This window comes from Micromonospora sp. NPDC005305, assembly GCF_040607315.1.
Taxonomy (GTDB): Bacteria; Actinomycetota; Actinomycetes; order Mycobacteriales; family Micromonosporaceae; genus Micromonospora.
Genome location: NZ_JBEXGL010000011.1, coordinates 23,510 through 37,411 on the forward strand (window position 1 = coordinate 23,510; position 13,902 = coordinate 37,411).

Annotated in this window: 10 protein-coding genes; 4 read left to right on the forward strand and 6 right to left on the reverse strand. The window is 70.7% G+C overall.

Features of this window, described 5'->3' with window-relative positions; all coding sequences use genetic code 11:
• Nucleotides 1–76 precede the first annotated feature (76 nt).
• A complete protein-coding gene (locus ABZS80_RS19525) occupies nucleotides 77–3,316 on the reverse strand; it encodes a hypothetical protein (protein WP_355057666.1) in 3,240 nt (1,079 codons plus the stop codon).
• A 589-nt stretch (nucleotides 3,317–3,905) separates the two neighbouring features.
• Here ABZS80_RS19525 and ABZS80_RS19530 point away from each other — a divergent pair.
• Nucleotides 3,906–4,160, forward strand: a complete 255-nt coding sequence (locus ABZS80_RS19530) for a hypothetical protein (protein WP_355057667.1) — start codon at nucleotides 3,906–3,908, stop codon at nucleotides 4,158–4,160.
• Between the two features lie 126 nt (nucleotides 4,161–4,286).
• Here the strand turns inward: ABZS80_RS19530 and ABZS80_RS19535 are convergent, their stop codons facing one another.
• The 5 genes from ABZS80_RS19535 to ABZS80_RS19555 form a co-directional block, all read right to left on the reverse strand.
• Entirely contained in the window at nucleotides 4,287–8,795 is a 4,509-nt protein-coding gene (locus ABZS80_RS19535; protein ID WP_355057668.1) for a HAMP domain-containing protein, read from the reverse strand.
• A gap of 213 nt (nucleotides 8,796–9,008) precedes the next feature.
• Nucleotides 9,009–9,821 carry a SigB/SigF/SigG family RNA polymerase sigma factor gene (locus ABZS80_RS19540; RefSeq protein WP_355057670.1) on the reverse strand — a complete coding sequence of 271 codons (813 nt, stop codon included), beginning with the start codon at nucleotides 9,819–9,821 and terminating at the stop codon, nucleotides 9,009–9,011.
• Nucleotides 9,822–9,975: 154 nt separating this feature from the next.
• On the reverse strand, nucleotides 9,976–10,536 hold the full coding sequence (locus tag ABZS80_RS19545) for a GerMN domain-containing protein (RefSeq protein ID WP_355057672.1): 561 nt from the start codon (nucleotides 10,534–10,536) through the stop codon (nucleotides 9,976–9,978).
• Entirely contained in the window at nucleotides 10,533–11,882 is a 1,350-nt protein-coding gene (locus tag ABZS80_RS19550; protein ID WP_355057674.1) for a HAMP domain-containing sensor histidine kinase, read from the reverse strand. The genes ABZS80_RS19545 and ABZS80_RS19550 overlap by 4 nt, the downstream gene beginning before the upstream one ends.
• On the reverse strand, nucleotides 11,879–12,553 hold the full coding sequence (locus ABZS80_RS19555; protein ID WP_355057675.1) for a response regulator transcription factor: 675 nt from the start codon (nucleotides 12,551–12,553) through the stop codon (nucleotides 11,879–11,881). The genes ABZS80_RS19550 and ABZS80_RS19555 overlap by 4 nt, the downstream gene beginning before the upstream one ends.
• A gap of 154 nt (nucleotides 12,554–12,707) precedes the next feature.
• Between ABZS80_RS19555 and ABZS80_RS19560 the strand changes: the two genes are divergently transcribed.
• From ABZS80_RS19560 to ABZS80_RS19570, 3 genes are read left to right on the forward strand one after another with little or no spacing between them, the layout of a single operon-like run.
• A complete protein-coding gene (locus tag ABZS80_RS19560) occupies nucleotides 12,708–13,022 on the forward strand; it encodes a hypothetical protein (RefSeq protein WP_355057677.1) in 315 nt (104 codons plus the stop codon).
• Complete coding sequence (locus tag ABZS80_RS19565) at nucleotides 13,019–13,612, forward strand: STAS domain-containing protein (protein ID WP_355057679.1); 594 nt, start codon at nucleotides 13,019–13,021, stop codon at nucleotides 13,610–13,612. The genes ABZS80_RS19560 and ABZS80_RS19565 overlap by 4 nt, the downstream gene beginning before the upstream one ends.
• Nucleotides 13,612–13,896 (forward strand): BON domain-containing protein, encoded by a 285-nt coding sequence (locus tag ABZS80_RS19570; protein ID WP_355057680.1) that lies wholly within the window; start codon nucleotides 13,612–13,614, stop codon nucleotides 13,894–13,896. Before ABZS80_RS19565 ends, ABZS80_RS19570 begins: the two co-directional genes overlap by 1 nt.
• Nucleotides 13,897–13,902: the final 6 nt, after the last annotated feature.

The window sequence follows — 13,902 nt, forward strand, 5'->3', positions numbered from 1 at the left end:
CCGGAGCACCCCGGCGGCGACCCGACCGCCGGGGCGCGGTCCTCCAGCGTGACGGACCCGGAATGGGCCGTAGCAACTACTGACGATCCTCGGCGGGCACTTCGGCGTGATCCTCCTCGGGAAACAGACCCTCCATCACTACGACCAAATGCCCGGCGACGACGAGGACTTGCCGACGTTCATCCATCACGCTGGCCATTCCGTCGATCCACGGCTGCATCGCCACCGCCTCCTCAAGCAAGTCTTCCTCTGCACGGGCCACGATGTCTTGAGCCGCCGACCACCCGTCCTTCCAGACCAACGCCCCGGCCAGCAGTGCGGCGAACTCAGGTCCGTGGGGGGGCGTGCGGTCGATGTACCCCCTGACGTCTGACCTGTGCGAAATCTGCGGGTACTGCGCGATAATGAGCGACACCGGCCAGCCATCGGCGGGCACCGGTCCTTTTTTGATCGCAAGCGGTGCGAGGGCTGCCGCATCTTCGCCCGAGAAGAGCTCCGGACTGTGCGCGACATGAGCGATCAACAACGACAGACTGTAACTCTGGGGCCTTTTTGTTTCGTCCGCGTGGATGAGCTGGGCCACTTTCCGGCGACTCCGCCAGAACGCTCTCGGGTCCACGTAGGCACGCGCCGCCTCGCCCATGACGTCGACCTCGCGATCAGGGCTTCCGATCGTATAAGTGTTACCCACCACGCCGTGCCCCGCGTTGAAGATCACCGCGTCGATTCGGGACAGGGCAAGCCACTCCGTGTGAACCACCGGCTGCTCTTCTTCCAGCTCCCCACGAGAAACGAACAATCCCGCCTCGTCCACCGACAGGGTGCCGAGGAAGTCGGTGCCGAGACACCCCTGCCACACCCGGACCAGCCTCACCCACCACTCGCTGACCTGAGCCGACCTTGGGGCGATCGAATCAAGTGCGACTGGCCCCTTCTCGACGTGCAGCAGAATCTGCACAAGATTAGCCGTATAGATGGCGAACCGTTCGACATAGGTACCTGCGGACGGAGCATATGCCCCGTATCGGCCGCTGTCCCATCGACTCTCGGCCTCGCTCAACAGAACGCGCAATATCTGACCGGCGCGGACTGCAGCGTCCGAATTCGAGTACAGCTGTTCGATAAATGAAAGGATGGCCGAGCCACCCGAATTAAAGCTCTGGTGCGACAGCAGTGCGTAGAGGCGGTCATCGTCCCAGTTCTGGGAGGACGGCCGATCGCGGGAATTCCAGAGTTCGTCGAGTTCCGTCATGGTGAGGTAGGCGATGAGGTACTCGCTGAAGGTAGCGTGCAGGAACTCGTAGCTTCGCCCCTCCAAGCCCTCGTCAGCCTCAGAGGCATGAACGAAGAAGAAGCGGCCGAGTACCCGGCGTGCCGCGTTCAGCGAAACGCCCCGCTGCGGATTCTGCCGCTTCCGCGGCGCCGAATCGAGTGCGTAGAGGTCCTCCAGGAGTGTCTGCTCCTCGATGTAGTGCTTGCCTCGGTTGAACATGCCGAAGGCGGCGATTCCGAGCCGCCAGAGTTCCGCGTGCGTCTGCACCTCTTCGCTCCCGGCTGGTTCGACATCTCTCGGCTTACTGAGTTCGCGTCGGATGAACCTACGCAATATCCCACCGTAGATCTGGGCAGGCGTGGAGTCCTTCTCCATCGGGGGAAGGCCGTTTGGTACGCCGTAGAGAACCAGGAGCAGCAGAAGCAGCGGCTGGCGGGCGATGTCGCCGTAGGACAGCACGGATGCGGCTGGTGGGATGCCAGCCAGCTCGCTGTGCCGCAGATGATCGTTGACGCGCTCCCATATGCCGAGCCAGGCGGCCACCTGCTCGGATCGAAAATTCTCCAGCTTGACCACCAGGCAGCCGTCGGGGATGCGAGCGAGATCTGCGACCAGGGTCCGCGACGTGACGACGACGGCGACCGGGTGGGAGGTGACGGCTTCGACGCGCTGGAATTCGACCACGTTCTGCAGGTAGTTCGACTCCGACGCGCCAGACGCTTGCATGAACTCGTCGAGTCCGTCGATGAACAACACCCGGGTCGCGTCGGCGGACGCGTCGCTGAGCTCGGGCCAGGAAACACGGCCATTCGTGGCCTTGCCGAGGACGGCGGTCACCTGCTGGTAAAGCGGAGCGTTGGGATCCGGCACCTGACGCAGCGGGATCCGAGCCGCGGAGAAGGCGGTGCTGCTGGAGAGCCGTGCGGCGCAGACTTTGGTGAACATGCTCTTACCCGAGCCGGGATGGCCGAGGACCACCAGCGGTCGGTCATGACTCTGCGGTGAGGAGAAGTAGGCCGCCAAAAATCCGTCCAGATCGTTCTCCAGAGGCGTCGACCGCGCCCACCACGATTCGTCGGCCGGCTTGGCGTCCTGGCCCATCACCATCCACCGGAAGGGCGGGCTGAGGTAGCCGTCCTCAACAGTGGGTACCTTCAGGGCGGGAAGGTCGTCGGAAACGCCGGCGGTCACCAGCGGGTCGTTCAGGACCGCCCGGTTGAAGTCGGCGCTGACTCGCCGGACCTGGTGTGCGTGCTGCTGGGTTGCACCCGCCAGGGAGACCATCAGGCGCTCCAACCGGACCAGGGACTCTGCCGCTTGTCCCAGCACTGCCTGAGTCGCGGCGTGCTCGCCGAGCAATGCCCAGATCTCGAACTCCCGGACCTCCGCAGCCAGCATCTTGTACTCCGAGTCGTACCGCCGCACCGCCCGCTCGACCATGCTGTCGATCAACGGTTGCGCCGGGCTCACGACCTCGGCCCTGCCCCAGACGGCAAAATGTTGGAAGAACTTGATGCACAGGGCGGCAAGTTCCTCGTAGAGCGAGGTGATGACCGTGTCACGGTTGGCGTGATATCCGCACCCCGCCCAAGGAAGAGGAACCTGAGCAGTGGTGAACGTGTACGTCAATTGTTTCTGGGCCATGAGGGCGGCAGCTCGGTCGGTGAGGAGCTGCTTGTCCTCGTCACTGAGTCCGATCTGGTCGTAAACAGGTCCGAGGGTTTCGCGGATCGCGGCGAAGAAGGCGCCATACACCAGAGCAGTGTGAGTAGCGGCAAGAACGACGGCCCTTTCAGGCGACCGCCTACCGGTGAGCCGGTCGCGACCCGCTCGGACGAGTTCACGGAGGAGACCGACCGCCTCGTTCTTCTGGTCGACCCAACCCCAAGCCGCCAGGACGATGCCCGAACCAGTAGCCAGGCCGACCGGACCGGCGGCGATGACGCCAATGCCGAGGAGCGTACTCAGATTCCTGGCCCACTTTTCATTCGAGCCGGACAGAATTACGCGCGCGCCTTCCAGGCTATAGGGAGAGACTGCCATCAGATCCCGCCTGCCGAAGTATTGGTTGGTCGATCCGCACGGGGACCGACTCGATTCGAGCACTCGGTTCCACACAGGTCAACCCCGCTACCGCGCCACGTACAACGTCATGGTCGACTACCGGTCGGTGCTCGCGCCTATGTGTGGTGGTTTGCCGGCATGGCGGCAACCCGCCACCGGTCGGCCGGCGGCTGGGAGCAGAGCACCCGCCACCCGCCCGCGCAGTCCAGATGGCGGTACGAACGGGGCCCCGGCCAGAGACAGAACAACCAGCATGCTGAGCCCGTGCGGCCGTGGCCACAAAGCCAAAGCTGTCGCGCGTCACGGCTTCGAAAGATGAGCCGAGAAAGAAGCAACCTGGGGTTGCCCACGACTGGCCCATGGCGCAGGCAGGACCCATCACGAATACTGACGGTGCTCGGCGGGTTCGGCTGGCGGGGGGATGCGGCAATTGAGGTTCCCTGCCCGGAGGCCGTGCCGCCGTCCGAGAGGACGGACACGTCGTCGAGCCACCAACTGGCTTCTGGGCCTGGTCCTGCCGCTCGTCGCCGCCACGCTGGTCGCCTGCGACTCCGGCAGCGACGAGCGGGTGACCGCCGAACTGGTCGACGGCGCGCTCGTCCTGCGCTTCGACCGTGCCTGCCCGATCGGCTACCTGCGCCTCACCATGCCCCCGCGGGAGGGCGAGACGGATCCCCGCCTGGTGTGGGAGATCCTCGCGGAGGAGGATGCCCCGTGGTGGAGTCGGTCACCGTCGGCGTGCCCCCCCGACGGCTTCCGCGAGAAAGCCGACAACACCCCCGGACGGCTTCCCGGCTCCGGTCTCCCTGTTCGTCAAGCATGAACTGATGTTCGGCGCGACGATAGACATCGCCGAGCTGGCGGACGGCCGACACGACTATGCGCTGAGCCAGGTGATGAACGAGTTGACCCCACGAATCCCGCTGCTGAGGCCGGATTCTGCGGTGGCTCAGCTGGTCAGCCAGCGGTGGATGCAGGTGAGGAGGTCCTCGGCGTCGACCGGCTTGGTGACGTAGTCGCTGGCGCCCGACGACAGGCTCTTCTCCCGGTCCCCGCGCATCGCCTTCGCGGTCACCGCGATGATCGGCAGGTCCGCGTAGCGGGGCATGGCGCGGATCGCGGCGGTGGCCGCGTACCCGTCCATCTCGGGCATCATGACGTCCATCAGCACCAGGTCGATGTCGTCGTGCCGCATCAGCGTCTCCACGGCCTGGCGGCCGTTCTCCGCGTAGACCACGTCCATGCCGTGCAGTTCGAGGATGTTGGTCAGCGCGAAGACGTTGCGGGCGTCGTCGTCCACGACGAGCACCTTGCGGCCGGACAGCTCCCGCACCACCGGGTCGTCGACCGGGCCCCGGTCCGCGGCGGGCGCCGTGAACGACGGCACCCGCTCCGGGGCGTCCGCCGTCAGGTGCAGCACGATCCGCTCCCGCAGCTCGTCGAGGCTGGCGAGGATCTCCAGCGGGCGGTCCGCGGCCATGCCCTGCAGCAGGGTGTCCTGCCCGGCCGCGAGCGGCTGACCGTGATACGCGAGCACCGGCAGGCCGCGCAGGCCGGGGTGCTCGTGCAGCGCCTTGAGCAGCGCGGTGCCGTGCTCGTCGGCCGGGTCGAGCTGCACCACGAGCAGGTGGTGGCGGTGCCGGGCCAGCGTGCCGACCGCCGCCTCGACGTCCACGGCGGTCGACACCTCGACCGGGCCGCCGGTCTCGGCGGCCACCCCGCGGGCCAGCAGGGTGAGCAGCCCCTTCTCGTGCGGTTCGAGCACCAGCACCCGCCGCTGCTGCTGCTCGACCCAGCGCTGGGCCTCCGCCTCGATGGGAGTCGCCGTCGCCGCGGCCGGGAGGGCGGCGCCGGTGTCGGGCAGCGGTGCGGTGGTCGTGGCGGGCAGGTAGAGGGTGAAGGTGCTGCCCTGGCCGAGGACGCTCTTCGCGGTGATCTGCCCGCCGAGCAGCCGGGCGATCTCCCGGCTGATGGACAGGCCCAGGCCGGTGCCGCCGTACCGCCGGCTGGTGGTGCCGTCGGCCTGCTGGAACGCGTCGAAGATGGCGGTCAGGTGCTGCTCGGCGATGCCGATGCCGGTGTCGACGACGCGGAACGCGATGACCGTCTCCGCCGGCGGCATTCCGGCCGGCAGCTCGTCCGGGCGGGCCCGCTCGATGCGCAGTTGCACCCGGCCCTTCTCGGTGAACTTGACCGCGTTGGAGACCAGGTTGCGCAGCACCTGCCGGAGCCGCTGCTCGTCGGTGCGCAGGCGGGCCGGCACGTCCGGGCCGGTGACGAGGTCCAGCTCCAGCCCGCGCGGCGTGGTGAGCGGGCGGAAGGTGGCGTCGACGTAGTCGCGCAGCGTGGACAGCTCGAACGTCTCCGGGTTGATGTCCATCTTGCCGGCCTCGACCTTGGACAGGTCGAGGATGTCGTTGATGAGCTGGAGCAGGTCGGCGCCGGCCGAGTGGATGACGGTGGCGTACTCGACCTGCTTCGGGGTGAGGTTGCGGTTGGGGTTCTGGGCCAGCAGCTGGGCGAGGATGAGCAGCGAGTTCAGCGGCGTACGCAGCTCGTGGCTCATGTTGGCGAGGAACTCGGACTTGTACTTCGAGGCGAGCGCGAGCTGCTGGGCCCGGGTCTCCAGCTCCTGGCGGGCCTGCTCGATCTCGGAGTTCTTCGTCTCGATGTCGTGGTTCTGCCGGGCCAGCAGGGCGGCCTTCTCCTCCAGCTCGGCGTTGGAGCTCTGGAGTTCCTCGGAGCGGGCCTGCAGCTCCTCCGAGCGGGCCTGCAGTTCGGCCGCCAGCCGCTGCGACTCGGTCAGCAGCACGTCGGTGCGGGCGTTGGCGACGATGGTGTTGACGTTGACGCCGATGGTCTCGGTGAGCTGGTCGAGGAAGTCGCGCTGGACCTCGGTGAACCGCCCCATGCCGGCCAGCTCGATGACGCCGAGGACCTGGTCCTCGAAGAGGATCGGCAGCACCACCAGGTGCAGCGGCACGGCCGCGCCGAGGCTGGACGACACGGTGACGTAGTCGGCCGGCACGGCGTCCACCACGATGGCCCGCTTGCTCAGCGCGGCCTGCCCGACCAGGGAGTCGCCGAGGGCGTACCGGCGGCGGGTGGCGTCGTGGCCGTAGCCGCCGACCACCCGCAGGCTGCGGCCGTCGGTGGCCTCGTCGACCAGCAGGAACGTGCCGAGCTGCGCGGAGACCAGCGGGGCCAGCTCGTTCATCACCAGGCCGGCGACCACCTCCAGGTCCCGGTGGCCCTGCATGAGGCCGGAGATGCGGGCCAGGTTGGTCTTGAGCCAGTCCTGTTCCTGGTTGGTCCGGGTGGTCTCGCGCAGCGACTCCACCATCGAGTTGATGTTGTCCTTCAGCTCGGCGACCTCACCGGAGGCGTCGACCGTGATCGAGCGGGTCAGGTCGCCGGTGGCGACCGCGCTGGTCACCTCGGCGATGGCGCGCACCTGCCGGGTCAGGTTCCCGGCCAGTTCGTTGACGTTCTCGGTCAGCCGCTTCCAGGTGCCGGAGACGCCCTCGACCTCGGCCTGACCGCCGAGGCGGCCCTCGCTGCCGACCTCGCGGGCGACCCGGGTGACCTCGGCCGCGAAGCTGGAGAGCTGGTCGACCATGGTGTTGATGGTGGTCTTGAGTTCCAGGATCTCGCCGCGGGCGTCGACGTCGATCTTCTTGGTGAGGTCGCCCTGCGCCACGGCGGTGGTCACCTGGGCGATGTTGCGCACCTGGCCGGTGAGGTTGTTCGCCATCGAGTTGACGTTGTCGGTCAGGTCCTTCCAGGTGCCGGCCACGTTCGGCACCCGGGCCTGGCCGCCCAGCTGCCCCTCGGTGCCGACCTCGCGGGCCACCCGGGTCACCTCGTCGGCGAACGCGCTGAGCGTGCCGACCATCGTGTTGATGGTCTGGGCGAGCACGGCGACCTCGCCCTTGGCCTCGACGGTGATCTGCCGGCTCAGGTCGCCCTGGGCGACCGCGGTGGCGACCAGCGCGATGGAGCGCACCTGGTTGGTCAGGTTGTTCGCCATCTCGTTGACGTTGTCGGTCAGGTCTTTCCAGGTGCCGGCCACGTTGGAGACGCGGGCCTGACCGCCGAGCCGGCCCTCGGTGCCGACCTCGCGGGCCACCCGGGTCACCTCGTCGGCGAAGGCGGAGAGCTGGTCGACCATCGTGTTGATGGTCTCCTTCAGGGCGAGGATCTCGCCGCGGGCGTCGACCCGGATCTTCTGCGTGAGGTCGCCCTTGGCGACCGCGGTGGTGACCTCGGCGATGCTGCGGACCTGGGCGGTGAGGTTGTCCGCCATGACGTTCACCGACTCGGTGAGGTCCTTCCAGGTGCCGGAGACGCCCTTGACGTCGGCCTGGCCGCCGAGGCGGCCCTCGGTGCCGACCTCGCGGGCCACCCGGGTCACCTCGTCGGCGAAGGAGGAGAGCTGGTCCACCATCGTGTTGATGGTGTTCTTCAGCTCCAGGATCTCGCCGTGTGCCGTGACGGTGATCTTCTGCGAGAGGTCGCCCCGGGCCACCGCCGTGGCGACCTGGGCGATGCTGCGCACCTGGTCGGTGAGGTTGACGGCCATCGAGTTCACCGAGTCGGTCAGGTCCCGCCAGGTGCCGGCGACGCCGCTGACCTGGGCCTGCCCGCCGAGCCGGCCGTCGGTGCCGACCTCCCGGGCCACCCGGGTCACCTCGTCGGCGAACGAGGAGAGCTGGTCCACCATCGTGTTGATGGTGCTCTTGAGCTCCAGGATCTCGCCCCGGGCGTCGACGGTGATCTTCTGGGACAGGTCGCCGCGGGCCACGGCCGTGGTCACCTGGGCGATGTTGCGCACCTGGCTGGTCAGGTTGCCGGCCATGAAGTTCACCGAGTCGGTCAGGTCGCGCCAGGTGCCGGCCACGCCGGGCACCTCGGCCTGGCCGCCCAGCCGGCCCTCGCTGCCGACCTCCCGGGCCACCCGGGTCACCTCGTCAGCGAACGAGGAGAGCTGGTCCACCATCGTGTTGATGGTGACCTTCAGCTCCAGGATCTCGCCGCGCACGTCGACGGTGATCTTCTGCGACAGGTCACCCCGGGCCACCGCCGTGGCCACCTCGGCGATGTCGCGCACCTGGTCGGTCAGGTTGCCGGCCATCGCGTTGACCGAATCGGTCAGGTCCTTCCAGGTGCCGGAGACCCCCGGCACGTCGGCCTGGCCGCCGAGCTGCCCCTCGGTGCCGACCTCCCGGGCCACCCGGGTGACCTCGGAGGTGAACAGGGAGAGCTGGTCGACCATGCCGTTGAAGACGGTGGCGATCTCGCCGAGCAGCCCGTCGGCGTCCTCCGGCAGCCGGGTGCCGAAGTCGCCGTCCCGGACCGCGGTGAGACCGGCCAGCAGCTGGCGCAGGCCCGGGTCGGCCACCGGGGCGCCGGCCGCCGGGGTCGTGTCGCGTCGCCGCGGGATCGTCTGGTCGACCACCACTACCGCCTCTGGGACAGCCGGGTGTCCCCCGGCAACGATTGCAACCGCGCAAGTATGCACAGGTCCCGCCCCGGTCCGCTGGACGGGCGAGGCGGGTGGAGAGGAAAACGCACCGCCACCGAGGTCGGTGGCGGTGCGTGGGCCCGGAGCGAGGCGGCAGCGCTCGCGCGAGCCAGGTGGACGGCCGGGCGGCGGGCCGCCCGGAACGGATCAGGCCTCGGTGAGCTGGCCGCGCAGCTTGGTCAGCGCGCGGGTGAGCAGCCGGGACACGTGCATCTGGGACACGCCGACCCGGGCGGCGATCTCGCTCTGGGTCAGGTTGCCGTAGAAGCGCAGGGTGAGGATCTTCTGCTCGCGCTCGTCGAGGGTGGCGAGCGCCGGGCCGAGGGAGGCGCGCAGCTCGGCCAGCTCGTACTCGTTGTCCTCGGTGCCGAGGGTGTCGCCCAGCTCGGTGGCGCTGTCGCCGTCACCGATCGGGGTGGAGAGCGAGACGGCGTTGTAGGCGCGGGCGCCCTCCAGGCCCTCGAGCACCTCTTCCTCGGTGAGGTCGAGGTGGCTGGCGATGTCGGCGACCGTCGGGGCCCGGTTGAGGGTCTGGGTCAGCGTGCTGTTCGCCTCGGAGATGCGCAGCCGCAGCTCCTGGAGGCGGCGCGGGACCCGGATGTTCCAGGTGCGGTCGCGGAAGTGCCGCTTGATCTCACCCAGGATGGTCGGGATGGCGAAGCCGGCGAAGTCCACGCCCCGGGAGGCGTCGAACCGGTCCACCGCCTTGATCAGGCCGAGGGCCGCCGTCTGGGCCAGGTCGCCGGCCGGCTCGCCGCGGCCGCTGTAGCGGGAGGCGAGGTGGTTGGCCAGCGGCAGCCACGCCTCGATGACCTGGTTGCGCAGGGCCGGCCGCGCCGGGTGGCCCTCGGGCAGCTCGGCCAGGGCGGCGATCAGCTCGCTGGCCCGGGTCTCCTCGCCGGTCACCGCCGTGCGGTGCACCTCGCCGGTCGTCGTCGGCGCGATGGTCGTCGTGGTCATGCTGCCCTTCCTGTCCTGAGGAGAACGGGTGCCTCCAGAGCACCGGTCGTGCCAGTCACCCTAGACCAAAGGCTGTCGCCTAATCAACCGAACGGACGATGGAGATTTCGCCCAGGAGCGGACAAATGCGCGGTGGCGCGCGCCGCTTCGGCCGTCAGCGGCGCAGCAGCGGCCGGTAGTCGGCTGCGGTGAGCGGCAGCGAGGACACGTTGCCGTCGGCGCGGGGCACCTCCAGCGGCTGCCCGTCCCGGCGGAAGGCGACGCTGTCCACGTCGGGGCGCTGGGTCAGCGTGCAGACGATCTGCCCGAAGGCGAGGACCTCGTCGTTGCGGCCGGTCTCCTCGCCGGCCTGCCGCACGTCGACGGTCGCCACGCTGCCGTCCAGGGTCGCCCCGGCCACCACGACCGTGCCCGGCAGCGCGGTGGCCAGCCCGCGCTCCCGCTCCCCGCTGTCCGGACCGGCCAGCAGGTGCTGCAGGTGGGTGTCCACACCCGGCAGGCCGTCGGCCCGGCGGGTGACCGCCGCCAGCCCGTCCCCCTGGACGAAGCAGAGCGGCTCGTCCACCCGCCCGTCCGGCTCGGCGGTCGCCGTGCCCGCCGGGGTCGGAAAACCGCCGGCCGGCGGCCGCACCGGGCGGGGCTCGTCGTCGACCGGCACCCCGCAGCCACCGAGCAGCGCCGCGGCGAGCAGCACCGCAAGCAGCCGCGGGCTCATCCGCCCGCCCCCGGCAGCTCGACCCGGAACCGGGCGCCCGGCTCCCGGTCCACCACGGTCGCGTGCCCGCCGTGCGCGGCGGCGTGCTGGGCCACCAGGGCGAGACCCAGGCCCGTGCCGTCGGTGCCGGCCCGCGCGTGCGCGGCCCGCCCACGGACGAAGCGGTCGAAGATGACCTCCCGGTCGGCCTCCGGCACGCCCGGCCCGTCGTCGTCGACCTCCAGGACGCCGATCCCGTCGCGCATGCCGAGGCGTACGGCGACCGGGCCGCCGCCGTAGCGCACGGCGTTGTCGAGCAGGTTCAGCAGGATCTGCTCGACCCGGCGCCGGTCGACCCGCCACTGCGCCGGAGTGCCGGCCGTCACCTCGACGAGGCTCTCGGGGAGCGCCCGCTCGCGGCAGGCGGCGCGGGCCAGCGCGGCCAGGTCGACCGTGTCGCGGTGCGCGGGCTGCTCGGTGCGGGCCAACTGGATGAGGTCGTCCACCAGGCGCTGGAACCGGGCCACCTCGTCGGCGACCAGTCCCGCCGCGGTCGCGGTACGCGCGTCCTGGTGCTCCCGGCGGCGGGTCAGCACGCTGGCGGCGGCGGCCAGGGTCTGCAACGGGGAGCGCAGCTCGTGGCTGACGTCGGCGGCGAAGCGGCGGTCGCGCTCGATCCGCCGCACCAACTGGTCGACCATGTGGTTGAACGAGGTGGAGAGCCGGGTGAGGTCCGGGTCGGTGGTGGGGTCGAGCCGGGTGGCGAAGTCGCCGGCGGCGATCCGCTCGGCGGCGTCGGCGACCGCGGTGAGCGGCCGCACGCTGTGCCGGGTCGCGTACCAGCCGAGGGCCGCGCCGGCCCCGGCCACCATGATGGCCACCGCGGTGAGCGCCAGCCCCACCACCTGGAAGGTGCCCTCGACCTCGCGCAACGAGGTCAGCTCGTAGTAGCCCAGCTCACCGGCGAGCGGGACGCCGACCAGCAGCGTCGGCTGCCCGTCGAGGCGGACCCGCTGCACGGCCGGCTGGCCGGCGGCGACCAGGCGTTGCAGCTCCACCGGGACGGAGCCGGCCCCGACGTCGGCGGTGCGGGCGTACCAGCCGTCGCGCAGGTGCAGCAGCGGGCGGCGGCTGCTGCCGGTGTCCAGGGAGCGCAGCACCGCCACCACGTCCGGGGTCCCGGTGTCCAGCCCGGAGCGGACCACCGCGGCGTCGTAGTAGGCGGCCCGGACGGCCGCGCGCTCCCGCTCGTCGAGCAGTGAGCGGCGGGTCAGGTCGTACGAGAAGAGGGCCATCACGGCGGCGAGCAGCAACGCGCCGACGGCGAACGCGGCGGTGACCCGGGCGCGCAGTCCGAGGCGGGTCATCGCTGGAGCTTGTAGCCGAGGCCCCGGAGGGTGACCAGGTGCCGGGGGTTGGCCGGGTCCGGCTCGATCTTCTGCCGCAGCCGGCCCACGTGCACGTCGACCAGCCGCTCGTCGCCGGTCTCGTACCCCCAGACCCGGCGCAGCAGCTGTTGCCGGGACAGCACCCGGCCGGCGTGCTCGGCCAGCTCGCACAGCAGCCGGAACTCGGTGCGGGTCACCGCGACGGGCCGGCCCGCGCGGCGGACCTCGCCGGCCTCGGCGCTGATCTCCAGCTCGCCGAAGACCTGGGCGGGGACGGCGTCCGCCACGACCCGGCCGCGCCGGCGCAGGGCCCGCAGCCGGGCGGACAGCTCCTTGATCGCCACCGGCTTCACGACGTAGTCGTCGGCCCCGGCCTCCAGTGCGGCGACGATGTCGTGCGTGTCGTCGCGGGCGCTGACCACCACGATCGGCACGTCGTCGTCGCGGCGCAGCCGGCGAATGCACTCGAACCCGTCGAGGCCGGGCAGCATCAGGTCGACCAGCACGTTGTCGGCCGGATCCTCGCGCTGCCGGCGCAGCCCCTCCTCCGCGGTCGCCGCCCCGGCGGCGGAATAGCCCTCCTCCTCCAGGGCGAGCAGCAGCGCGAGCCGGATGCGGTCGTCGTCCTCGATCACCAGTACGGCCGTCATATCCGCATCATGACCGCCCACCCGCGGGGCGCCCAACCGCGTCAGCCGTTCCCGGGTTTTGTCATGGAACTGTCACACAACCGCGCGGCGCCCTCCACGGTCGCTGCGCAGGGTGGGAGCCGGACCGGACAGCCGGGTCGGCGAGGGAGGAACCGTGAACGGCAGCACGCTGGTCGGGGCGCTCGTCGTCGGGCTCGCCGTCGGCGCGATGGGTCGCCTGGTCGTGCCGGGGCGCACGGTCGCGCCGGTCTGGCTGACCCTCGCACTCGGGGTGGCCGCCGCGCTGCTCGGCGCGATCGTCGTGGGCCTGGTGGACACCGGTCCCGGCGGGCCGGCGGTGTGGCCGCTGGTCGTGCAGTCCGGGTTCGCCGCCGTCGCGGTCGTCCTCGCGGTGCTGGCCGCCGGGCGTCCGGCGCCCGGGAAGGAACCGCCGCCCCGACCGGGCGCGCGGCGGAGGGAGGGATCGTGACGGTCGTACCCGCGGAGCACCTGATGCTGCTCATCTGCGACGGCTGCGGTGACAGCGTCACCGGCACCGGCTGCATCCTGCCCGACGCCGAGGTCGTCTGGACGCTGGTGTTCGAGAACGGCTGGGCCGGCTCCCCCTTCGCCTCCGGGCCGCACCACTGCCCCCGGTGCGGCGCCCGGGCGACGATCGACGACGGCGGCCTGGGCGTCGACGACCTGGACGAGGTCGGTGGGGCCCAGGCCGTCCCCGAGGCCGACTCCGCCGAACGGGTACGCCGGGCGCTCGCGGAGGCCGCCACGGTGGGCGAGCGGGTGCTGGTCGACCTCACCGAGGTCGAGGTGATCGACTCGGCCGGGCTCGGGTTGCTGGTCCGGGCCCACCAGGAGACCCGGCGGGACGGGCGGCGGCTGTGCCTCGTGGCGCCGTCCCGTTTCGTCCGCACGGTGCTGCACACCATGCGGCTGGACGGCGTCTTCGCGGTCTTCGACAGCCGGGCCCGGGCGTTGGGCGGGTCGGTCGGGGCGTCGCCGCGCCGGCCGGAGACGCCGGTGGAGTGCCGGGAACGAGCGGAAGGAGCCCGCAGCTCGTGATGCCCTGGCCGTACCCTGACTTCCCGTTCGCCTCGGACGGGCCCGCGCCCGACCGCGCGGACGTGCGGCTCGCCGCCCTGGTGGCGCAGCGGTTGAGCATCGACTGGACCACCCGGCGGCAGCAGATCACCGTCACGGTGCAGAACCGGGTGGTGATCCTCGCCGGAATGGTGGCCGACGCGGAGACCCGGCGGGTGGCCGGCGAGCTGGCCTGGGACGTGTCCGGGGTGTTCGACGTCTGCAACGCGCTCCGGCTGCACTCGGGGCGGCGCCGGGGTCGCTGAGGCGGT